Annotated in this window: 21 protein-coding genes and 1 other annotated feature; of the genes, 17 read left to right on the forward strand and 4 right to left on the reverse strand. The window is 26.1% G+C overall.

The window, feature by feature from the left end:
• Positions 1 to 24 precede the first annotated feature (24 nt).
• From cspC (I4U89_RS01700) to cspC (I4U89_RS01715), 4 genes are all read left to right on the forward strand, one after another.
• The gene (gene cspC / locus I4U89_RS01700) at positions 25 to 1,710 is read left to right on the forward strand and encodes a bile acid germinant receptor pseudoprotease CspC (RefSeq protein ID WP_195937946.1); all 1,686 of its coding nucleotides are present in this window, start codon (positions 25 to 27) and stop codon (positions 1,708 to 1,710) included.
• Between the two features lie 54 nt (positions 1,711 to 1,764).
• Complete coding sequence (locus I4U89_RS01705) at positions 1,765 to 1,959, forward strand: CDIF630_02480 family spore surface protein (protein ID WP_195937947.1); 195 nt, start codon at positions 1,765 to 1,767, stop codon at positions 1,957 to 1,959.
• 113 nt (positions 1,960 to 2,072) lie between these two features.
• Positions 2,073 to 3,740, forward strand: coding sequence for a S8 family peptidase (locus I4U89_RS01710; protein ID WP_195937948.1), 1,668 nt, complete (start codon positions 2,073 to 2,075; stop codon positions 3,738 to 3,740).
• Between the two features lie 21 nt (positions 3,741 to 3,761).
• Positions 3,762 to 5,444: a bile acid germinant receptor pseudoprotease CspC gene (gene cspC / locus I4U89_RS01715; RefSeq protein WP_195937949.1), complete on the forward strand. Its 1,683-nt coding sequence runs from the start codon at positions 3,762 to 3,764 to the stop codon at positions 5,442 to 5,444.
• A gap of 36 nt (positions 5,445 to 5,480) precedes the next feature.
• On the opposite strand, the gene I4U89_RS01720 is transcribed toward cspC (I4U89_RS01715), so the two are convergent.
• A complete protein-coding gene (locus I4U89_RS01720; protein WP_195937950.1) occupies positions 5,481 to 5,873 on the reverse strand; it encodes a hypothetical protein in 393 nt (130 codons plus the stop codon).
• Positions 5,874 to 6,011: 138 nt separating this feature from the next.
• Positions 6,012 to 6,244 (forward strand) — a binding site (T-box leader).
• A 94-nt stretch (positions 6,245 to 6,338) separates the two neighbouring features.
• On the opposite strand from I4U89_RS01720, the gene asnS reads away from it, so the two are divergent.
• The 8 genes from asnS to I4U89_RS01760 all read left to right on the forward strand — a co-directional run bounded on the left by asnS (position 6,339) and on the right by I4U89_RS01760 (position 12,610).
• Positions 6,339 to 7,739 (forward strand): asparagine--tRNA ligase, encoded by a 1,401-nt coding sequence (gene asnS, locus I4U89_RS01725; protein WP_195937951.1) that lies wholly within the window; start codon positions 6,339 to 6,341, stop codon positions 7,737 to 7,739.
• Between the two features lie 156 nt (positions 7,740 to 7,895).
• On the forward strand, positions 7,896 to 8,084 hold the full coding sequence (locus I4U89_RS01730; protein WP_195937952.1) for a ferredoxin: 189 nt from the start codon (positions 7,896 to 7,898) through the stop codon (positions 8,082 to 8,084).
• 278 nt (positions 8,085 to 8,362) lie between these two features.
• Positions 8,363 to 8,545: a hypothetical protein gene (locus I4U89_RS01735; RefSeq protein WP_195937953.1), complete on the forward strand. Its 183-nt coding sequence runs from the start codon at positions 8,363 to 8,365 to the stop codon at positions 8,543 to 8,545.
• Between the two features lie 65 nt (positions 8,546 to 8,610).
• Positions 8,611 to 8,904, forward strand: a complete 294-nt coding sequence (locus I4U89_RS01740; protein ID WP_195937954.1) for a rhodanese-like domain-containing protein — start codon at positions 8,611 to 8,613, stop codon at positions 8,902 to 8,904.
• An 87-nt stretch (positions 8,905 to 8,991) separates the two neighbouring features.
• Positions 8,992 to 10,332 (forward strand): zinc ribbon domain-containing protein, encoded by a 1,341-nt coding sequence (locus I4U89_RS01745; protein WP_195937955.1) that lies wholly within the window; start codon positions 8,992 to 8,994, stop codon positions 10,330 to 10,332.
• Positions 10,333 to 10,351: 19 nt separating this feature from the next.
• A complete protein-coding gene (locus I4U89_RS01750) occupies positions 10,352 to 10,828 on the forward strand; it encodes a zinc ribbon domain-containing protein (RefSeq protein WP_195937956.1) in 477 nt (158 codons plus the stop codon).
• 90 nt (positions 10,829 to 10,918) lie between these two features.
• A complete protein-coding gene (locus I4U89_RS01755; protein WP_207744100.1) occupies positions 10,919 to 11,680 on the forward strand; it encodes a nitroreductase family protein in 762 nt (253 codons plus the stop codon).
• A gap of 72 nt (positions 11,681 to 11,752) precedes the next feature.
• The gene (locus I4U89_RS01760) at positions 11,753 to 12,610 is read left to right on the forward strand and encodes an alpha/beta hydrolase (protein WP_195937957.1); all 858 of its coding nucleotides are present in this window, start codon (positions 11,753 to 11,755) and stop codon (positions 12,608 to 12,610) included.
• A gap of 47 nt (positions 12,611 to 12,657) precedes the next feature.
• On the opposite strand, the gene I4U89_RS01765 is transcribed toward I4U89_RS01760, so the two are convergent.
• On the reverse strand, positions 12,658 to 14,247 hold the full coding sequence (locus I4U89_RS01765; RefSeq protein WP_195937958.1) for an oligosaccharide flippase family protein: 1,590 nt from the start codon (positions 14,245 to 14,247) through the stop codon (positions 12,658 to 12,660).
• A 165-nt stretch (positions 14,248 to 14,412) separates the two neighbouring features.
• Here I4U89_RS01765 and uvsE point away from each other — a divergent pair, with 165 nt between their 5' ends.
• Positions 14,413 to 15,372, forward strand: a complete 960-nt coding sequence (uvsE, locus tag I4U89_RS01770) for a UV DNA damage repair endonuclease UvsE (RefSeq protein WP_195937959.1) — start codon at positions 14,413 to 14,415, stop codon at positions 15,370 to 15,372.
• A gap of 91 nt (positions 15,373 to 15,463) precedes the next feature.
• Here uvsE and I4U89_RS01775 read toward each other — a convergent pair whose 3' ends face one another.
• Positions 15,464 to 16,012, reverse strand: a complete 549-nt coding sequence (locus I4U89_RS01775) for a TetR/AcrR family transcriptional regulator (RefSeq protein WP_195937960.1) — start codon at positions 16,010 to 16,012, stop codon at positions 15,464 to 15,466.
• A gap of 225 nt (positions 16,013 to 16,237) precedes the next feature.
• Between I4U89_RS01775 and I4U89_RS01780 the strand changes: the two genes are divergently transcribed.
• From I4U89_RS01780 to I4U89_RS01790, 3 genes are all read left to right on the forward strand, one after another.
• Complete coding sequence (locus I4U89_RS01780) at positions 16,238 to 17,074, forward strand: DegV family protein (RefSeq protein WP_195937961.1); 837 nt, start codon at positions 16,238 to 16,240, stop codon at positions 17,072 to 17,074.
• Between the two features lie 104 nt (positions 17,075 to 17,178).
• Entirely contained in the window at positions 17,179 to 17,823 is a 645-nt protein-coding gene (locus I4U89_RS01785; RefSeq protein WP_195937962.1) for a hypothetical protein, read from the forward strand.
• Positions 17,824 to 17,891: 68 nt separating this feature from the next.
• Entirely contained in the window at positions 17,892 to 18,746 is an 855-nt protein-coding gene (locus I4U89_RS01790; RefSeq protein WP_207744101.1) for a RelA/SpoT domain-containing protein, read from the forward strand.
• Between the two features lie 31 nt (positions 18,747 to 18,777).
• Here I4U89_RS01790 and I4U89_RS01795 read toward each other — a convergent pair whose 3' ends face one another.
• Positions 18,778 to 20,724: a sensor histidine kinase gene (locus tag I4U89_RS01795; RefSeq protein ID WP_195937964.1), complete on the reverse strand. Its 1,947-nt coding sequence runs from the start codon at positions 20,722 to 20,724 to the stop codon at positions 18,778 to 18,780.
• Between the two features lie 432 nt (positions 20,725 to 21,156).
• On the opposite strand from I4U89_RS01795, the gene I4U89_RS01800 reads away from it, so the two are divergent.
• Entirely contained in the window at positions 21,157 to 22,554 is a 1,398-nt protein-coding gene (locus I4U89_RS01800; protein WP_195937965.1) for a sigma-54 interaction domain-containing protein, read from the forward strand.
• Positions 22,555 to 22,731 lie beyond the last annotated feature (177 nt).

The following is a 22,731-nucleotide window of genomic DNA, read 5'->3' on the forward strand; positions in this document are numbered from 1 at the left end:
AGTTAGATAGGGAGTAAAATCACTGTGGAAAAATCTTATATTATAGTATATCAAGGTAGCTTAGATGAAGTAATAAATGATTTATTAAAAAATCAAATAGAAAAATATATAATATTAAATGATACTATATTAGTAATATATGTTCCTATAGACTTTGATGAATTAAAACTAACTAAAATAGATACTGTTGCCTGGTGGCAAAATTCAGCTCCGATGAGTTCATTGATAGACATAACAAATAATATGAGTGAAGGAGAAAGTACTACTAGCGCTGCTGGAACTGATTATATTTATAAAAATCCGTATATAAATATTACAGGAAAAGGTATATTAATAGCTATAATAGATTCTGGAATAGATTACTTAAACCCAGATTTTATAAATTTAGATGGTACAACAAGGATAGTATCGATATGGGACCAAGAAAGTATGAAAAAAGAGCCTCCAGAAGGATTATTATACGGAAGTGAATTTACAAGAGATGAAATAAATCAAGCTATAAAAGAAAATGATGATACATTAACTAAAGATAATATGGGCACAGGAACAATGGCAGCTGGAATTGCATCAGGTAATGGAAGTTTAAATAGAGAATATAAAGGTGTGGCCATAGATAGTGAACTAATAATAGTAAAACTTAGAGAATACAAAGACCGATATAAAAAAGGTAAAACAAATTATGAAAAAACAGATTTTTTAGCTGCAATAAAGTATGTTTTAGATATAGCTAAAAAAGAGAAAAAAGAACTAATAATAAATTTGACGGTAGGTCTTATGCCAAAATCAATAATAGAAATTACTATGTTAGAAACATTTAAAGAGATAGGTAGATCAGGAATTGTAGTAGTAAGTGGGGCAGGAAATGAAGGAAATACAGATATACATTATGAAGGGGTAATTACATCTTTAGAAGAAAAAAATGATATAACTATTCAAGTGGGAGAACAATTAAATTTAGATATAAGAATAGTGGCAGTAGGTCCAGATAAGATTGGGGCATCAATAATATCTCCAGGGGGAGAAGTAAGCTATCAAATAATGTATTCTCCAGATTTTTTTGTATATAGAGGAAGATTTAATCTAGAAGATACAGCCTACGAAATGAAATTTACTTATCCATGGCTAGAATCAGGATACCAAGAATTAATAATAAGATTACTAGACGTTAAGCCTGGTATATGGAATGTAAGACTTGCACCTGAATTTATAATTAGAGGTGAGTATGATTTATATTTGCCAAATAAAAATTTAATGTCTGAAAATACTAGATTTCTAGATCCAGATTCAGTAGCAACTATAACTCTGTATGCAACACCAGAAAATGTAATAACAATAGGTGGATACAATGGAAGGACTGATAGCCTATGGATAGGTTCATCAAAAGGACCTGTAAAAAATGGTGGGATAAAACCAGATATAATAGCACCATGTGTTGATATAATTTCAACATACAAAAATAAATCATATAATACAGCAACAGGTACTGGAGTAAGTTCATCAGTAGTAAGTGGAGTATTAGCATTAATGATGGAATTTATAAAAGAACAAACTAATGAGTATGAAGAAGCATTATATACTCAACAGTTAAAAACATATTTAATGCTTGGCGCGACTAAGAATGAGATATATACATTCCCAAATGTCTCCCAAGGATATGGAGTTTTAAATCTAAAAGATACTATTATTTCTATTTCAAATAACTTTGAATAAAGCGTATTTTATAAAAAATAATGCAAAAACTAAAGATGAAAAGAGGTGATAGTTTTGAATAATGAAAAATGTAGAGCATTAAGTGGAGAAAATAACAAAAGATTAAAATCAAATAGGCCAACAAATCAAGAAAGCACAGCTGCTTGGGCAAATACACAGGAACTACAAGACGTAACTAATGTATCAATACCATCTTTAAATAATGTAGAAAATGCTAAAGAGTGGGTTGATAATGGAAGTAGATTATAATAAAAAAAGTATGCTTTAAGAATTTAAAGCATACTTTTTTATAGAGAAGATTAAAATTTTTATATAGAAATTTTTAACAAAAATAATTCATATATGGGGGTGATATAAATACTATGAAAAAAGACTTTAGAGTAAATTATACCTTAGTGGGTAATGCTGTTTATGGAGAAGGTTTTGAAGAAGATTTAAAAAAACTAGGAGATAAATTTAAGTTTGAAAAGATTTCAGATAACTTTGGGATATTATTTATCGAGAATGATGAATTTAGTAATTTTGGCGATGTTTTTAACTTAAAATCACTACATAGATTAGAACCTAGTGTTAGATTATCATCATTAGTAAATATAAATAGAGGTACTTTTAATGGTGTTGTGGCTAATGAAGATATAGGTGCAAATTTTATTAAAGAAAATCCTAATTTATCAATAAGCGGTAAAGGCGTTATAATTGGTATTGCAGATTCTGGGATTGATTATCTACATCCAGATTTTATATATCCAGATAAAACATCTAAAATTTTATATTTATGGGACCAAACAAAAGAAGGAAAACCACCAAATGGATTTCATATAGGTACCGAGTATAATAGAGAGGATATAAATAAAGCAATTTTAGAAAATGATGGTTCTTTATCTGTAGATGAAGAAGGCACAGGAACTATGATAAGTGGAATATGCACAGGATTAGGAAACTTAAATCCTGAGTATAAAGGAGTAGCAGAGGAATCAGATCTAATAATAGTAAAATTAAAGAAAATAGAAAATGATTATAATAATGGTTATTTAATAGCGGCTATGGAATATATGAATCAAAAGGCAAGACAAGAAAGAAAACCTCTTGTTAACAATATTTCCTTGGGAAATAATAGTTTGGTAGGAATTAGCTCTAGGCTTTCTTATGATAAATTGTTTTTTGAGCATGGATTATGCCAAGTAATAGGAGCAGGAAATGAAGGTAATACACAGACACATGCATCAGGAAAATTAGAATTTAATGGAGAAATACAAGATGTGGAGATAGATATAGGTGAGGATGAAGAAATTTTAAATATAGAGCTATGGGTAAATAGACCAGATAAAATTGATTTATATATAATATCTCCAAGTGGAGAGGAAAGTCAGATTGCACTTGTTTCTGATTTTAATATTATAAGTGGACTATTCAATTTTGAAAATACTAGATATACAATATCTTTTTCATATCCATTTTCTTACTCAGGCCAACAAAGAACAGTAATAACTTTAGCTAATGCTAAAAAGGGAATTTGGAAAATTAGATTAATAGGAGCATATATAACAAATGGAATATATAACATGTACCTAGAAAATAGAAAATTCATCAAACCAGGAACTAAATTTTCAAAGAGTGACCCAGAAAATACTATAAATTATCCATCTACATTAAATGATGTAATAAGTGTAGGAGCATACGATACTATAAATAATAGTCTATGGGCATCATCTTCAAGAGGACCTACTATAGAATCAGTATTAAAACCAGATATAGTAGCCCCTGGTGTAAATATAATAGGTCCATATATAAATAAAACATATGCAATGGGGACAGGAACAGGTATAGCATCAGCGTATACATCAGGAGCAGTTGCATTATTTCTTCAATATATACAAGTAAATGGTAATTATGAAAATAAAGCATTTGTACAAAAGATAAGAACATATCTAAGCGCAGGAGCCAGAAGAAATCAAGATGTTATATATCCTAATTATAGCTATGGATATGGAGAGTTAGATATAAGAGGATTGTTTGAACAATTAAGGTAATTTTAGGGAGAATATATCTATATGGAAAAATCATATGTAATTGTTTATGAGAATTTAGAACGTTTAGAGGCTGATTTAAATTTATATAACATAGATGAATATATTATACTAAATAATCAAATAGCAGCAATTTATGTTGATGAAAGTTTTGAAGAAGAAACATTAAACAGTATAAAAAGCATAGCAGATTGGATACCATCAGTACCTATGAGTTCATTAATTAATATAACTGATAATTTAGAAAGTGGAATAAGTGTAAAAATAGCATCAGGTATTGACTATGTTGATAAAAATCCATATATAAAAACATCAGGTAAAGGATGTATAATTACAATTATAGACTCTGGAATAGATTATCTACACCCTGATTTTTTAAATTCAGACGGTACTACAAAAATAGTATCTATATGGGATCAAGAAAGTCAAGTTGGAACTCCCCCAACAGGGCTAAAATTTGGAAGTGAGTTTAATAAAGATATCATAAATGAATATATAAGAAATAATGACCCAAGTCTAAGTGAAGATACTATTGGAACTGGGACAGTAGCTTCGGGAATAGCATGTGGCAGGGGAAATTTAAACAGAGAATATAAGGGAGTAGCTGCAGATAGTGAATTATTAGTAATAAAGTTAAGAGAATACAAAGATACTTATAAAGAAGGAAAAATTAATTATGGTTTATCAGACTTCTTAGCAGGCATAAAATATGCTATAGATATAGCTCAAAAAGAAGAAAAAAATATGATAATTAATTTAACTTTAGGTGAACGATCAAGGTCTGTAGTAGTAACTACATTATTAGATACTTTTAACTATTTAACAGTAAGTGGTGTAATAGTAGTTAGTGGTGCTGGAAATGAAGGAAATACAGATATACATTACCAAGGACAGGTAAGTAGTTTAAATGATATTCAAGACATACCAATTCAAATTGGAGAGCAAAAAAATTTAGATATAACATTAAGTGTTGCAGGTCCAGATAAAATAGCAGCAGCAATAATATCACCATCAGGAGAAATAAGCTATAGAGTTGTATATGCACCAGATGATTATATATATAGAGGCAAGTTTAATATAGAAAATACATTTTATGAAATGAGATATTTATATCCTTGGATAAAATCAGCGACTCAAGAATTAACAATAAAATTGAATAATGTTAAGCCAGGTGTATGGACTTTAAGATTATTTCCAGAATTTATTATAGATGGATTGTACGATGTTTATTTGCCCAATAAAAACTTAATCTCTAATGAAACTAGATTTACAGATCCAAATTCATTTGTAACCATAACTTTGTTTGGTGCAGTTTCAAATGCAATAACTATAGGAGCCTATGATGATAAGATTGATAGTGTGTGGATAGGTTCATCAAAAGGACCAGTAAGAGGTAGACCTATAAAGCCAGATTTATTAGCACCAGGGGTTGATATAATATCTCCATCTAAAAACGGGAACTATACAACATCAACGGGTACAGGAGTAAGTAGTTCTATTATAAGTGGGGTTGTGGCTATACTTATGGAATATGTATCAAATCAGAGTACGTTTAAACGAAACTTATTATATACAGAAGTTTTAAAAACTTACTTAATGCTTGGAGCAAGAAAAAAAGATTTATATGTATATCCAAATGTAACAAGAGGTTATGGAGTACTTGATTTACAAAACACATTTATACAATTAGCTAATATATTAAGATAAGTAGACCTATTTTAATAGGCCCACTTAAAATATAAATTATTCACTAGGAACTAGTATATAATCACCGTAAGAAATTTGATAATCTTTAGAAATGATATCAGGATTTTCATTAAGAGCTACTAATCTAAAATACTCAATATTTTCAATATCAGAATTATAAATTTTTATTATATCATCTAAAGTCTCGCCAGATAAAACCAAGTGTTTAACTAATATTCTATCTTTCATAACTTTATCATATGCTTTTTTATAGGTCACATTAGATAGTTTTGAAAAAAATGAAACATTTTCTACTAAATAATCTTTAGCTCTATCTAGTGAAGTTATGTAATTATAGATAGATGAGCGTATGATATTAGAAGAATCTTCTTTATCAACTGATGGTGATATAAATGTTACTATAAACAAAAATATAAATAGATATTTCAAATAATACACCTCCTAGCTAAGATTATTAATAAATAAATATAATATTAAACCTTTGTGACAATTATTTAGAAAATAAATTATTGACTAAAAAAATATAAGTTGGTATAATCTTTTTAAATAGTTGAAATAATATAACAATAATAGACTGTGAAGAGAAAAGTAAATATAAAAGGTAGTCATAGCGAGTTGAGGATGGTGAAAGCTCAATACGAAATTTATATTGAAGAACATCTCGGAGTTTCTAACCGAAATCTTGAAAGAGAGTAGACTTAGACGGGAAGTCCCGTTACAGACTATAAGCAATGCTTACTAAGAGGCCAATTTTGGCAATTAGGGTGGTACCGCGAAAGTAATAGCCTTTCGTCCCTTTTTATAGGGATGAAGGGCTTTTTTAATACAAAATAATAAATATTTTAGTAATAAATAAAATAAGCAATATAAAAAATAAAATATGGAGGAAACAAAATGCAAAAAGAATTTATAGAAATTAAAGACTTGTACAGAAAAAAAGAAGAGTATGTAGGTAAAACTGTAAATGTAGCTGGATGGATAAGATTATCTAGAGCGTCTAAAAACTTTGGATTTATAGAGCTAAACGATGGAAGTTTCTTTAAAAATATGCAAATAGTAATAGCTGAAGATAAACTAGAGAACTTCAAAGAAATATCTAAATTACCAATAAGTTCATCAATACTTGTAGAGGGAGAATTAGTTTCAACAGAAGGTGCTAAGCAACCAGTTGAAATACATGCTACTAAAGTAGTAGTAGAAGGAGAATCAGATTCTTCATATCCATTACAAAAGAAAAGACATACATTAGAGTATCTAAGAACAATAGCTCACTTAAGACCAAGAAGTAATACTTTCTCTGCTGTATTTAGAGTAAGAAGTTTAGCAGCATATGCTATACATAAGTTCTTCCAAGACAGAAACTTCGTGTATGCACATTCTCCAATCATAACAGGAAGTGACTGTGAAGGTGCAGGAGAAATGTTTAGAATAACTACTATGGATTTAAACAATATACCTAAGAATGAAGAAGGAAATATAGATTATTCTAAAGACTTCTTTGGAAAAGAAGCTAACTTAACAGTTAGTGGTCAATTAAATGCAGAAATAATGGCACTTGCATTTAGAAATGTTTATACATTTGGACCAACTTTCAGGGCTGAAAATTCATTTACTCAAAGACATGCATCAGAATTCTGGATGATAGAGCCTGAAATATGTTTTGCAGACTTAGAAGACAATATGGAACTTGCTGAAGACATGATAAAATACGTAATAAATTACGTAATGGAAAATGCTCCAGAAGAAATGGAATTCTTCAACAACTTTATAGATAAAGGATTATTAGATAGATTAAACAACGTAGTAAACTCTGAATTTAAAAGACTTACTTATACAGATGCTGTTAAAATGTTACAAGAAAGCGGACATGAATTTGAATATCCAGTTAATTGGGGAGATGACCTTCAAACAGAACATGAAAGATATTTAACTGAGCAAATATTTAAAGCTCCAGTATTTGTTACTGATTATCCAAAAGATATAAAAGCATTCTACATGAGAATGAATGAAGATGGAAAGACTGTTAGAGCAATGGACTTATTAGTTCCAGGAGTAGGAGAAATAGTTGGAGGTTCTCAAAGAGAAGAAAGAGAAGAAAAACTATTAGAAAGAATAGAAGAAATGGGATTAAACAAGGAAGATTACTGGTGGTACTTAGAACTTAGAAAGTTCGGAACAGCTACTCACTCAGGATTTGGACTAGGATTTGAAAGAATAATAATGTACATGACAGGAATGTCTAACATAAGAGACGTAATACCATTCCCAAGAACTCCTAAAAACGCTGAATTCTAATATTTATATATTAAAGCACTAGACTTATGTTTAGTGCTTTTTATATTATAATATTTAAAAAATAAATGAAAAATTAATTATATAAAAAAATTCTGTTTAGACCATCACAATATGGATATATACATAATGTAAACAAATTAAATAGGAGGCTTTAAAATGAAAGCATTTGTAGATAAAGATGTATGTATAGGATGTGGAGCATGTGCAGGAATATGCCCAGAAGTATTTGATATGGATAATGATGGATTAGCAGTAGCTATAGAAGGTGAAATAAGTGAGGATTTACAAGAAAGTGCACAAGAAGCATGTGAAGGATGCCCAGTAAGTGCAATAACAATTGAATAATAAAATCAAAGGCTTAGGGAATATCCTAAGCTTTATTTTTTACATATAATGATTTTATATTGATATAAAATTATTATATGTAAAAAATAATAAATATTAGTAGGCTTTAAATTGAATCGTCTACATATCATTAAATCTAAGTAAACTTTATATACAGAAAAATTTAACAAATTATCTAAATAATATATGAGTAGTATAAGTCCTAATTTAATAAAATATAGAAAAATAGATTATATTTTATGTTATAATTATTAATCATAATAAAAATTGGAGGCAAAATGATAAAGATACTTGACAATATAATGTTGATAATAGATATTTTATTAATTATATATTTTTATAACTATGCAGTTGATACAACAGATATAGGCCAAAGGCTTATAAGCTGTGCAGCTATAACTATGGAAATATCATTTATAATAAGACATATTAAACTTATGAAATCTAGAAAAGTTAATTAATGCAATGTTTTTTACAAAATATTTAGGGTATTAAATATATAGATTAAATATTTAAGGAGAATAATATGGCTTATATAAATATAGATAATAAAAAATTAAAAGAATTAATGAAAAAAGAGGATACTATATTAATTGATATAAGGACAAGGGAAGAATATGAAGAAAATAATATAGAAAACTCTATAAATATACCATTAAATAATTTGTTATTTGAGATAGATGAATTAGAAGAATACAAAGAAAAAAATGTTATTGTCTACTGTAGAAGTGGACATAGAAGTGTAACAGCATGTAATCTACTTCATATGGAAGGATTCAACAAATTATATAATTTAGAAAAGGGAATAATTGGATTGTAAACTCTAGCTTTTAGCTAGAGTTTTATAGTATACTTGATAATATGAGTATAGCAATAAATAAGTTAAATACTTGTATCGGAGGTAAGAATGAATACAGAAGAAAAATATAGTAATTATTCAAAAGAGGATGGGAAGATCTTAAATAAAATATCAAATTATTATAGACTAAAAACAAATAATGAAATGAATTGTTCTAAGTGTAATACTGAAAATAAAGATGGAAGTAATTACTGTAAGCAATGCGGTAATGAACTTTTTAAAGTGGTAGATAAAAACTTATTTAATATAGGAGAAAAAAGTAAATTTAATATTAATAATATAAAAAGCTATGCGAGTAGCACTAATATATTTATAACCTCTGTATCATCTATATTGATTTTATTTATTTTATCTGTAATTTTTAATGGTATTATGGATATAAGTTTAGGAGAATTAGGGATTAGTATAAGTCCACTTCATACAATGCTAGGTATGAATTTAGGTAGTATTAATATAACATCATCATCTTTAATAGGAGTAGGTGAAGTAAGCATACATTTAGGATTAATATCTTTATTAGTAGCACCTATAGTATCATTAGTTATAAGTAATATATTATTTATGAAAAATAAAAGTAAAACACCTAATGAACTTATTACAAATTCTATAGGAGTTGGGATAGTTTACGCTTTATTTATGGCAGTTATAAGTATAATATCAAAAATTGAATTAAATTCATATGATATGATGAACATAGCCACTTTACTTAAAGTAAAGTTTACTACAACAAGTATATTTATAAACAGTTTTTTAATAGGATTTTTATTTACATTTATAATAGGATATAAAAAAAGAATAGGCAAAGAAAGCATATATATAAATATATTTAAAAAAGTTATAAATATATTTATAATAGGTTACATATTAGTATTTATAATTGTTGGTATACTTACTATATCCGATAGTACATATTTATACGAATTTGGTATATCTGAATATATGAAATACATAAACACAGGAATTGTCGTAAGTCAATTGTCTGTTTATATGTGGGGATTTGCAAATTTAATTCCTATGATTATAGGTGATTATACAATATCTATATTTAATATATTGAATTCTGATTTGTTTTTTGATACGAAGCTTATATTTATAATAGTATTTATATTAGTAAGTCTTATAATATTAATAGCTGGATGTAATTTAAAGAAACATTTTAAAAATAATGATAAAAATGTATTGCTTATATTTAGTATAATGTATTCTTTTGTTATGGTATTAATATCTATATTAAGTAAAATCGATGTTGGTATGGGAATGTTAACTACAAGTGCTAATAATCATAATATTATTACATTTGGATTACCTATTATAATTACAATTATAAGTTCATTTATATATAGCTATATATTAGCCTTTATAGGATATAAACTTTATAACTTTGAATAAGTATAGTTGGAGGATAAATATGGAAAATATACAAGAGAAAATAGAAGGTGAAGTATCAAAGATTAAAGATAAAATAGAAAAGAGTAAAAATAAAGTAGACTTGATAAAAGAAAAAAATAGCATAAACAAGATTAAAAATGAAAATCAAGAATTAAAATCAAGGCTATTTTTAGATATGGGTATATTAATTTATGATAAGATAAGAAAAAATGAAATCGTAGATACTGATTTTGATGAGATAAGTAATGAGATAGTAAAAATAGATAAAATAATATATGAAAATATGAAAATAATAGAAGCTTTAAATAAATCTATGGAAGAGAGTATATGTGAATGTGGAAACACAATAAGTAAAGGTGCTAAATTCTGTGCAGAATGTGGTAAAAAAGTAGAGATTGAGCTAGAAGAAAAAGAATATATAACTTGTGAAATATGTAATATGAATATAGATATAGACTCCATATATTGTACATGTTGTGGAAATAAAATAAATTAAAAAATAAGCATCACGTAAATTTTGCGTGGTGTTTATTTTTTATTAATATAAAATGCATATAGATATATAATTATATAGGGGGGGGATATTATGAATGAAGTAATAAATACTATAAATGAAAGAGTGTCGTTAAGAAGATACAAAGATAAAATGATAGATAAAGAACATTTAGATTTAATAATAAATAGTGCTATAAAAGCACCCACAGCAGGAAATATGATGATGTATTCTATTATAAAGATAACGAATAAAAATACTAAAGAATTATTAAGTAAAACTTGTGATAATCAACCATTTATAAAAAATGCACAAGTAATATTGTTATTTTTAGCAGATATGAGAAAATGGTTTGATTATTTTAATATATGTGATGTTAAAGATATAAAATCACCTGGAATAAATGATTTTATGTTAGGGGTAAATGATGCTATAATAGCATGCCAAAATGCAGTTTTAACTGCTGAAAGTCTAGGCATAGGAAGTTGTTATATAGGAGATATTATGGAAAATTATGAGAAGCATAAAGAAATATTAGATTTACCAAGTTATACATTTCCAGCTTGTATGATAACACTAGGCTATTATCCTGATAATTTTAAAAAGATTTATACTGATAGATTTGAAAAAGAATATGTTGTTTTTGAAGAAAAATACCAAAGACTAAATGAAGATAATTTAAGGCAAATGTATAAACATAAAGAAGAAAAAATGCTAAAAAATAACAAAAATAATGCTAAAAACTTTGGTGAATTAATATACAAAAGGAAAATTAGTTCAGAATTCTCAATAGAAATGAATAGATCTATAAAAGAGTGGATAAAAGATTTTACTGGATACTGTAATAAAAAATAGTTATTTAATTTAATGAAAATATATTTTATATATGATAAACTATAATAGTATTTTGAGTTATGGAGGGAGCACATGGGAAAAGACAAAAAAGAAAGAATATCAGACGATACTTTTAGCATAACTATGGAATTAGAAAGACCACTAATAATAGATCAGATAAATAAGCATACTGAACAAAAGGAAAAAGAGCTAAGAAGAAAAAATTTAAAAAGAAAAATACTTATAACAATCGCTATAATATTAGGCATATCATTTTTAGGTTTTTTTATATGGATAGGAAATACATATGAACCAGGAACATTAGCAAAAGAAGCGTTAATAAGTGATAAGAAGGTAGAAGTTAAAATAGATAAAAATATAGTGTTTACTCCAAAAAATAAGGATGTAACTAAAGGATTTATATTTTATCCAGGAGCTAAAGTAAACCCAGAAGCTTATGCACCAATATGTAAGGAGGTAGCAGAGGCGGGGTATGAAGTAGTTATATTAAAAATGCCACTTAATATAGCTTTACTTGGAAAAAATGAAGCTAGTAAAGTAATTAAGGAATATAAAAATATAACACATTGGGTAGTAGGAGGACATTCTTTAGGTGGAGTAGCTGCTTCAAGCTTTGCAGCTGAAAATAACTTAGTAGATGGAGTTGTATTACTTTCATCATATCCTATGACTGATAAGTTAAAGAATATGACAAAAGATGTATTGTCTATATGGGGAAGTAAGGATGGTGTAGTAAACTTTGAATCACTAATAGATGCTAAAAAAGATTTACCTAGCAACACTACTTATGTAGAAATAGAAGGTGCTAATCATTCTCATTTTGGAGATTATGGACTTCAAAATGGAGATAATGAATCATTAATAAGTGAAAAAGAGCAAATTAATAAAACTGCTAAGAGTATAATTAAATTTTTAAAAGAGATAAACTAAATATAAATGTATAAAAATACTATAGGAATCCTATAGTATTTTTATTTTTACATATTATTGTAGAATTTATAAAAACCTAAGTCACTAATTTTAGTAGGATTTATATCCTTTCTAAAGGCATTTATAAACCACATAACATCATTTTTTCTTATAGCTTTAAATAATATTAAAAATATAAAATAAAATAAAATAACTAGCAATACTTGTGGTATAATTAGTGTCTTTATATTTGTAACATCAAAAATATATTTTACTATAGTAGCAGATAAAGTAACGGATATGGCTGGTTTTAAAATCCAATCACCTATAAGAAAATCAAGTTTTGTAACTTTTAATAGTTTATTTATGCTTAAAGTTGCATTTAGTAAAGTACCAACAAATAATACCAATATAAAACCTTCAATACCCCTTTTAGGAATTACAAAAAATATTAATGCAATTCTAACACTCATATCTATAAGATTATATTTTAGTGTACTAACTTGTTGGTCAAGAGCATTCAAACTACCATCAACAACTCTGTCAAGATACATAAAAGGTATTAAAGGGGCAAGTATTCTCATCATATCTCCCACTTTGGAACTATTATATATAGTGATTCCCATTTCTTTAGAGTATATAATAAAAAGTCCTGATGCAAACACTGCTATCATGAGTGTAAATTTAAAAACTCTAGATATTATACTATTTACTCGATTAGTTTGATTAAGTGCTTTAGCCTCAGATATTTCAGGTATTATTAGTGTAGAAAATGAAGCTAAAAATATAGATGGAAAGCAGAGAATAGGAAGTACCATACCCTTAATCATACCAAATATAGATAAAGAAGCAGAAGTAGTAGAACCAAACTGTCTAAGAGCATTTGGTATTAAAATATCTTCTAAAGTCCTAAGGCCTGTTTGTATATAAGCGCTACAAGCAATAGGAAAAGCTATTTTAGAAATAGTCAATAAACTACAATTAGAACTAGTACTATTAATACGCCTAAATCCAGATTTTTTTTCAAATAAATATAGAAGGTAAGAATAAATAGCTGCTATTATATTAGCTACAGTCATAGCTATAGCCACTAAAGTACAAGTATAATCAAGACCTTTAGGTAAATATAAACCTAAAAAAGCTACTATTATTATCATTGATGAAGATACTTCAAGAATATCTGAAGTTATGCTTTTTACAATTTTTCTCATACCATAGAAATACCCATGAAGACAAGAACAAACACCGATAAAAGGCAAGCTTAAAGCTAATATTTTAAGAGGGAATATAGTTCTTTCATCTCCAACGAATTTTATAGCTATAAACTCTGAACTATTATAGATTACAAATGTAGTTAAAAAACTAAAGAAAAGACTATATATAAAGGCTCTATTCATAATTTTTTTTATATTAGCTCTGTTATTTTTTCCAAGTTCTTCAGCTATAAGTCTAGTGGTAGTTACTCTAATACCAGATATGGCGAAAGTAGAAGTCATTATATGAATACTCATTATAATCTGATACAGCCCCATACCTTCAGCGCCAATTTTATTAGAAATATACACTCGAAATCCAGTATTTATAAATCCTAGTGTAACGGTGGTAAGCGTTAAAATAAACGCATTTATTAAAAGCTTTCTTCTTTTAACTATGTTCATAAAATTTATCTCCTCATTAAGTTAATATATAGTCTATAAAAATAATTATATTAATATAGACATGTATATATATATGAAAAATTAATAGTAAATATTATCTATTAATAAAATTAAAAAAAAAGCAAAAATTAATAGTAAATATAAAAGATGATAAGGAGAAGAGATATGAGAATAAGGCTAGGATATGTTGCTATAGCACTTAATTTACCCAAAGTAACTTCATCAAGTACTCTTACATTTAAAAGATATTCTAGTATGAATAGTGATGAAGAAAGATTGAATAAACTAAAACAAGTAACATATTCAAATATAATGGATTTAGAGAAAATATTAAAATATAATATAAAAAATAATATACACTTTTATAGAATAACTTCAAATCTTATACCATTAGCAACTCACCCAGAAGTTATGTGGAATTATAGAAAGTATTTTAGAAAAGATTTTGAATATATAGGTAAAATCATAAATGATAATAATTTAAGAATTGATATTCACCCAGATCAATTTAATGTAATAAATACTGATAGAGAAAGTGTATTTTTAAATACATCTAAGACTTTAACTATGCAAGCTAATTTTTTAGAAGATATAAATTGTAATGATGCTAAGATGGTTATTCATATTGGTGGGGCAAAGGGAGGAAAAGAAAAAGCTATAAAAAGATTTATAGAAAATTTTAAAAAGCTTCCTGATATAGTTAAAAATAAGTTAATCTTAGAAAATGACGATAAAATATTTACTGCAAAAGATGTTTTATATATATGTAAAATATTGAATTTACCTATGGTTTTAGACATACATCATCATAATTGTAACAATAATGGTGAAAATATAGATAGATTGTTAAATGATATATTTAATACGTGGAAAAATGAGAAACTGCAACCTAAGATACATTTTTCTACGCCTAGGGAATTTGAAAATGATAGAAGACATTCTGATTATATAGATGCTAAAGCGTTCTTAAAGTTTATATATTTAATAAAAGATAATGTAAATAAGGACGTTGATATAATGATAGAGGCTAAGAAAAAAGATTTAGCACTACAAAGGTTAGTAAGTGACATAAAAGATCTAGACAAGTTTATCGTATTTGAAGATGAGAGTACCATTATATTATAAGGGAAGATTATTTTTTTGATATAAAATAGTGTTTTAAATGTAGAACAATTACTATTATATAAAAAGACATCTTAAAATTTAAGATGTCTTTTTATATAAAACGGCTAACTAAAAAGTTAGCTATAGATTCATATGGTATTTTTTCTGTTTTTAATAAACCTTGTACAACTAAACCGTCTATTATAGATACCAATAAAAAAGAAAGAGCTTCTGCATCTTTTTTATTGGTTTTTATAAGCTCTGATTTAATTGTATTTCTCCACTCAATATATTTAAGTTTTATTTCTTCTCTCAAATCATCATTACTAGTTATAGCTTCACAAAGTATATACATGTGAATTCTGCCTCTTCCTTCAATAGTTGATATTTTATCCATTATAAGATTTATCATTTGCTCGTTAGAAGCATCAGAATCTATATTACATACGCAATCAAGAGCAGCATTTGTAATAGCCATTAAATGCATGTTGGCTATATCTGATATTAAATCATCCTTAGAAGAATAATGATAATACAAAGTTCCTTTACTTATATCAACAGCTTTTGCTATATCTGCTAAACTTGTATTTTTAATACCATTTTTTATCATCAAATCTGTTGCAGCAAGCAAAATATTTTCTTTCATATTATTTGGTTTCATATGGTATCCCTTTCAAATACTACTATTATAACAAGTAAATTATAATATCATAAAATTTTATTGTCAATAAATCATACAATTGAGAAGATCTTAATAATGTATTTTTAACTATTGACTTTTATATACAGTAAATATACAATGAAAATATAAATCAGTCAACCGACCGACTGATTTATATTTTTAGTATTATGTTAAATTTAAAAATAATAAAGTGAGGAAAGATCTATGAAAAGGGTAAAAATAATTACAGATAGCTCATGTGATTTAAATAAAGATATCATAGAAAAATACGATATAAGTATAGTAAAACTTAATGTTTCTTTTGGCGAAGATATTTATGAAGATGGAGATATAGAAAAAAGCGAATTTTATAAAATGATGGATAACTCCAAAGATCTTCCAAAAACTTCTTGTCCATCACCTGAAAAATTTGCAAAACATTATGACTGCAAGGAAGATGAAATATTAGTACTTACATTAACATCTAAATTATCAGCTACATACTCAACAGCAGTTCTTGCTAAAAATATGTTTTTAGAAGAAAACAACAAAAAAATTGAAATAATAGATACATTAAATGGCTCAATTGGTCAAGGATTGTTAGTTGTTAGAGCATGTGAATTGGCAGAGGAAGGGAAATCCATTGAGGAAATAGTTAGTGAAATTGAAAAATTAAAAAATGAAGTTATATTCTTTGGAGCACTAGATACTCTAGAAAATGCTATAAAGGGAGGAAGAGTAAATCCTTTAGCTGGAAAAATAATAAATGCGCTTAATTTTAAGATTATAATACAAGTAATAGATGGTGTAGTTAAACCAGTAGATAAAGCAAGAGGAGATAATAATTGTATAAAAAAAGTAATAGATAGTGTAAGTAAATATATAAATGATGGTGATAAAAAATCATTATCAATAGCACATTCAAATTGTATAGAAAAAGCAGAAAAAATAAAAGAGATAATGAAAGATAGATATGATTTTAAAAATATAACTATAAGTGAAGTTGGTTCAGTTATGGGAACATATACTTCAAAAGGTGCAATACTTATAAGTATATTGTAGTAGCTCAAAATATAAATAGATTAAAGAACTTGCTCATATGAGTAAGTTCTTTTTTGTTTTATATTTCTATAAAATTGTAAAAATACTATTTTTAGGGGGAGCATATGGAAACTTTAGATATTAAGATAAATAAAATGAAGCAATATATAAATACTAAAGACATAAGTGCTATAAATAAACTAAAACTTAGTGTTATTAAAGAGAATAATAAATACAATTTAAATGAAGAAGATTTTAAATATATTGATGAGTATAATTACTATGTTAAGTTTTTAAAAAATTTAAAAAAGTATATAAGAGTAAATAATAAAAAAAATATAATAATTAAAGTGTATAAAGATAATTTAGATAGACTAATGTATATTATTATTAGCATAGATATAGATACTATATCTGTAGGAATACCTGTAGATATACAAACATTAAGTGGTAGTAAAAACAAGGCATATATGGAATGCATATACTATCAATACAAAGAAAGATCTAGTTTATACATAAATAATTTTAGAGCTATTAAATCAAAAAACGGATATGGAGGAAAAATACTTATTAACTTAAAAGATATAATTAGAGATATTAATAATAAACTTAAAGATAATAATCTAAAGGAGATAAAAATTATAGAAGGTCTATTAGTAGCAGATGAGAACATTATAAGTGAAAAAGATTTAAGAAATTTATATAAAAAATATGGATTTATTATAGATGATCAAAATAATATATCTATTAACTTAGAGAAAGTTGTTTAAAGATTGCTTACAAATAAAGGTTTTGATAAGTTATAATATTATTTATACAAACTTAAGTGGAGGTTGAAATGATTAATAAAACAGACTTTTTAAATAGTTACAATATAAGTGAAGATTTTTTAATCGAAAATAATATAAGTTGGAATGATTTAGTAGATATATATGAAGACTTTAAAAACTATAGAAAAAGTTATGAAACACAAGCTGAGCTAATAGCAAATATATTAAGGGCACATAAAAAAGTGCACTCAGTTAAAACTAGAGTTAAAGATGAAGAGCACTTATTAGAAAAAGTAATAAGAAAGACACCAGACAGAAGAAAAAAGTATGGAGAAGACTTTAATTTTACTGTAACAAATTATAAACAAGAAATAACAGATTTATTAGGAATAAGAGTTATACATATATTTAAGGAAGACTGGAAAGAAATACATGATTTTATAAGCCTTATGTGGCGTGTTAATGAAATAGTAGCAAATGTTAGAGAAGGTGATAATACTAAGCAATTTGAAGAATTGGGTATAGAAGTGTGTTCAAGAATATCAGGGTATAGATCAGTACATTATCTTATAGAATCTTATCCTACGACACAAAAGGTTATATCTGAAATACAAGTTAGAACTATATTTGAAGAAGGATATGGAGAAATAGATCATCAACTTAGATATTCATTAAGCGAAATACCAGAATTATTAGAACAAAATTTAATGTTATTAAATAGGATAGCAGGAAGTTCTGATGAAATGGCATCTCTTATAAATATGTTAAGTAAAAGTTTCGATGAAATTAACATTAGAAAATATAGTCTAAATATAAAAAAAGAGAAAATTTTAGCACTAAAAAAGAAAATAGAAATTAATAAAGAAATGAGTGATACTAGAAAATTAGAGCTTATAAGAGATATAGATGAAATTTTAATGTAATAAAAAGATACAAGTTTTAACTTGTATCTTCTTATTTAAATATGTCAGATAGTTCAATGCTAGCACTATTTAAGTTAGAAGGTATTTCTAAATCATCACCAGTAGTTAATGTAGAGTTTATAGGTAAGGTTATTATAAAAGAGGATCCTTCACCTAATTTAGAGTTAACATTTATAGTACCTTGGTGAAGTTTAACAAATGATTTAACAATAGAAAGACCTATTCCACTTCCCTCATTTTGTCGTGTAAATACACTATCTATTTGAGTAAACTTTTCAAATATCTTATTTAAGTTAGCTTCATCTATACCAACACCATTATCTTGAACTATAAAATTAAAATTATTTTTATCTGCAATTATTGTTGCAAATATATCTTCTCCTTCACTTGAAAATTTAATAGCATTTGAAAGAAGATTTAGTACTATCCTTTCAATCTTTTCAGGATCAACACACATGTTAAGTTCTTCTACATTAGTATCAAATATTATATTTAGTTTTTTAGATTTAGCATAAGGAATTACAGATAAAGCAGTATTTTCTATAAATGATATTATATCGATATTTTTAAGTTTTAGGTTATAAAACCCACAGTCAAACTTAGCTACATCTATAACATTATTTATAAGTCTAATGAGTCTATTTGAGTTTTGAGAAATAATATTTAGGTTACTAAGTATTTTATCATCATTATGTAAAGTTTCTTTAGACAATAAGATACTTAAAAGTTGATTAGCTGACGAAATAACAGTAACTGGTGTCCTAAGTTCATGACTTATATTAGCTATAAAATTACTTTTTGCAATATTAGCATCTTCAGCAATCTTTTTAGATTTATTTAATTCTTCTTTGTGTTTTAAAGTTTTGTGGGTATGTATAAGTAAAGCAATTATTATACATACTAGTCCAATTAAAGTAAAGGTAACAGGAAAAATAAGTTCCTTATGCTTTTCAAAAAATGGAATAGGTTTATTTATTATTATTGAGTTTTTTGGAAGCTTATTTTTTTGTATATTATATTTAACTAGATTATCATAATTAAAATACCATACGTTAGCATCTTCACTAGTTATAAGTTGTTTTTTATTTATTTTATCATCTAATATAGATTTAAGTAATTTACTTGCAATAGTAGATTGTTCATAATGACTTACTACTTTTCCACCAACCATATTATCATTAATATTATAGTTTAAGGTTGTAAATATAGGTGCATCTATATACTTAGAAATTGTTTTAATTGATTCATATATATATAAGTCTTTAGGCGAGTTAATTATATATGGATGCAAATACAAGACAACATCTTTATTTTTATCTATATTAGATAGTCTAGATAAAAAGGATTCATCAATTTTATCAGGTATTACAATATTTTTATAATTAAAATTTTTGTATTTAGATTTAAAGTTATAAAATTCATCAATCTCTTTTTTATACTTACTTTCATCACCACTTATTAAGATTAAGTTTTTATTTTCATTAAATAAATTATGTATTAGATTTAAATTTTCTGATATAGATGGCTTTTCTATAACACCACCATTTATATTACTCTCCATTGCCCTTTTTATATTATCTTCATCTGAAATACCAAGAAATACAACAGCGGTATTTTTAAATAAGTCTAAATTATTTAGTGCAAAATCTAAAGCAGCATCGTCCCCAAGAATAATTCCATCATATTTTCTATAATTTTTAGTTTTAAATTTTATTAAATTATAGAAATTTTTTTTAAATTCTTCATCATTAAATTTTTTTATATCCATATATTCTATTTGAACTTCATAGTTACTATCGACAGAATCACAGATACCATTTAATTGGTCATCAAAGGTTATAAAACTTGGAGAGTAAGAACTGATGAATAATACATTTTTGGTTGAAATTGCATTTGTATTTATAGTATTTAGACAAAATAAAACTATTAATGCAGGTACTATTAAGTACATAAAATTATTTTTAACTTTATTCAACATTTTTATACACCCTTTTGAAAAAAATTGTAATTATATAGAAATTATAGCAGAAAGAAGTATAAATACCTACATCAAAAATAGAAAGATATTTTACAAAATATATATAAATAATTGGAATAATATAAAATTATATATCTAATAAATATACTTGATAAAAAAGGGAAATAGGGTATAAAAGTTAAATTCTTAAAAGTATGCTGTAATTTTAAGAATGAGTTTGATACAAAAATTTTTTACGCTTAAGGAAACTATGATACTTTAAAAACTGTGGATAACTATTGAAGTTAAGTAACACCGATTAGTTTGCAGAGCGTAAAAAAGACATTTTGAAGTGCTTCGCCGACACGTCGCTCAAGCAACGGACGAAGTCGTTGGCGACATGAGCGAAGCGAATTTTTTATATTATAAAATAGATATTTAGGTGGAGGGGCTATGCAAAATAATATATATAAAGAAGTTATAGAAAAAATAATAGAAAGCATAGATGAAGGTATACATTTTATAGATAAAAATGGGAAAACATTAATATATAATAATGCTATGGCAAAATTAGAATATATGAATAAAGAAGATGTATTAAATAAATCATTCAAAGATGTATTAAAAAATATGGAAATAAAAAATAGTACGCTACTTAAAGTTATTAGAAATAAAAAAGAGATAAAAGATAATGTACAAAAGTACTTAAATAAAGATGGAAAAGAAATAACCACCATAAATACGACAATACCAGTTGAAATTGATGGGGAGCTAATTGGAGCATTAGAGGTTTCAAAAGATATAACTCAAATTCAAATATTATCAGAACAGATTATAAAATTAAATGATATCAAGGAAAATAATAGAAAAAATAAGACTAAAAAAGGATATAACTTTAGTGACGTTATAGGTGAAAGTGAATGTATAAAAAAAGCTATTAACATATCAAAAAAAGCAACTGAAAGTGATGCAACAGTATTCATATATGGAGAAACAGGAACAGGAAAAGAACTTATAAGTCAATCTATACACTATGAAAGTAAAAGAAAAGACAAACCATTTATAGCACAAAATTGTGCAGCACTGCCAGAAAGCTTATTAGAAGGAATACTATTTGGAACTGTAAAAGGTGGATTCACAGGTGCAATAGATAGGCCAGGTTTATTTGAACAAGCTAATAAGGGTACAATACTTTTAGATGAGATAAATTCTATGCCACTTCAACTTCAAGCAAAGCTACTTAGGGTACTTCAAGAAGGATACGTAAGAAGAGTTGGAGGAACAAAGGATATACCAGTTGATGTAAGGGTAATAGCTACAACTAATGAAAATCCTGTGAATATATTAGATGAAGGAAAACTTAGAAAAGATTTATATTACAGATTAAATGTAATATATATAGAAATACCACCTCTTAGAGAGAGAGGAGACGATATTATATTACTTGCAAATAAATTTATAAAAAAATATAATTATAAATTAAATAAAAACTTAATTGGTATATCTGAAAAGGGAGCTAAGGTACTTAAAAATCACTTTTGGCAAGGAAATGTAAGAGAATTAGAAAATACTATATACTCTAGTATGAGCCTTATGGAAAATGGAGATGTTTTAGATGAAGATATGATAAATATAAATGAATACAAAACAAATTTATCAGAAAATACATATATAATAGATATAGGTTCAAAGCCTTTAGACTGGATAATAGGAGATATAGAAGAAAGATACATAAATGAAGCTTTAGAAAAATCAGGAGAAAATGTAACAAAAGCAGCTGCTATACTTGGTATAACAAGGCAAAACCTTCAGTATAAAATGAAAAAATATAACATAAGAATTAGTAGATAATATAAGAGCAAAAAATTTTGCAATACATGCAAAATTTAATGCTCTTTTTTTATTTTCAAATTCATTGATATATATAATCTGTATGAGATATCAACAGATTTATGATTGAGATAAAATTCTTGCATGTAAAAAGGGGAAAATAACCAATGTATAAAAAACTACGAGGGGTAAAATAGA

It is taken from the genome of Romboutsia sp. 1001713B170131_170501_G6, from assembly GCF_015668195.1.
In the GTDB taxonomy this organism is placed as follows: Bacteria; Bacillota; Clostridia; order Peptostreptococcales; family Peptostreptococcaceae; genus Romboutsia_C.

Bases quoted from the DNA above. Each gene is read 5' to 3' on its own strand.
- I4U89_RS01710 (WP_195937948.1), top strand. From the start codon at position 2,073: ATGAAAAAAGACTTTAGAGTAAATTATACCTTAGTGGGTAATGCTGTT.
- cspC (WP_195937949.1), top strand. From the start codon at position 3,762: ATGGAAAAATCATATGTAATTGTTTATGAGAATTTAGAACGTTTAGAG.
- asnS (WP_195937951.1), top strand. From the start codon at position 6,339: ATGCAAAAAGAATTTATAGAAATTAAAGACTTGTACAGAAAAAAAGAA.
- I4U89_RS01730 (WP_195937952.1), top strand. From the start codon at position 7,896: ATGAAAGCATTTGTAGATAAAGATGTATGTATAGGATGTGGAGCATGT.
- I4U89_RS01735 (WP_195937953.1), top strand. From the start codon at position 8,363: ATGATAAAGATACTTGACAATATAATGTTGATAATAGATATTTTATTA.
- I4U89_RS01740 (WP_195937954.1), top strand. From the start codon at position 8,611: ATGGCTTATATAAATATAGATAATAAAAAATTAAAAGAATTAATGAAA.
- I4U89_RS01745 (WP_195937955.1), top strand. From the start codon at position 8,992: ATGAATACAGAAGAAAAATATAGTAATTATTCAAAAGAGGATGGGAAG.
- I4U89_RS01750 (WP_195937956.1), top strand. From the start codon at position 10,352: ATGGAAAATATACAAGAGAAAATAGAAGGTGAAGTATCAAAGATTAAA.
- I4U89_RS01755 (WP_207744100.1), top strand. From the start codon at position 10,919: ATGAATGAAGTAATAAATACTATAAATGAAAGAGTGTCGTTAAGAAGA.
- I4U89_RS01760 (WP_195937957.1), top strand. From the start codon at position 11,753: ATGGGAAAAGACAAAAAAGAAAGAATATCAGACGATACTTTTAGCATA.
- I4U89_RS01765 (WP_195937958.1), bottom strand. From the start codon at position 14,247: ATGAACATAGTTAAAAGAAGAAAGCTTTTAATAAATGCGTTTATTTTA.
- uvsE (WP_195937959.1), top strand. From the start codon at position 14,413: ATGAGAATAAGGCTAGGATATGTTGCTATAGCACTTAATTTACCCAAA.
- I4U89_RS01775 (WP_195937960.1), bottom strand. From the start codon at position 16,012: ATGAAACCAAATAATATGAAAGAAAATATTTTGCTTGCTGCAACAGAT.
- I4U89_RS01780 (WP_195937961.1), top strand. From the start codon at position 16,238: ATGAAAAGGGTAAAAATAATTACAGATAGCTCATGTGATTTAAATAAA.
- I4U89_RS01785 (WP_195937962.1), top strand. From the start codon at position 17,179: ATGGAAACTTTAGATATTAAGATAAATAAAATGAAGCAATATATAAAT.
- I4U89_RS01790 (WP_207744101.1), top strand. From the start codon at position 17,892: ATGATTAATAAAACAGACTTTTTAAATAGTTACAATATAAGTGAAGAT.
- I4U89_RS01795 (WP_195937964.1), bottom strand. From the start codon at position 20,724: ATGTTGAATAAAGTTAAAAATAATTTTATGTACTTAATAGTACCTGCA.
- I4U89_RS01800 (WP_195937965.1), top strand. From the start codon at position 21,157: ATGCAAAATAATATATATAAAGAAGTTATAGAAAAAATAATAGAAAGC.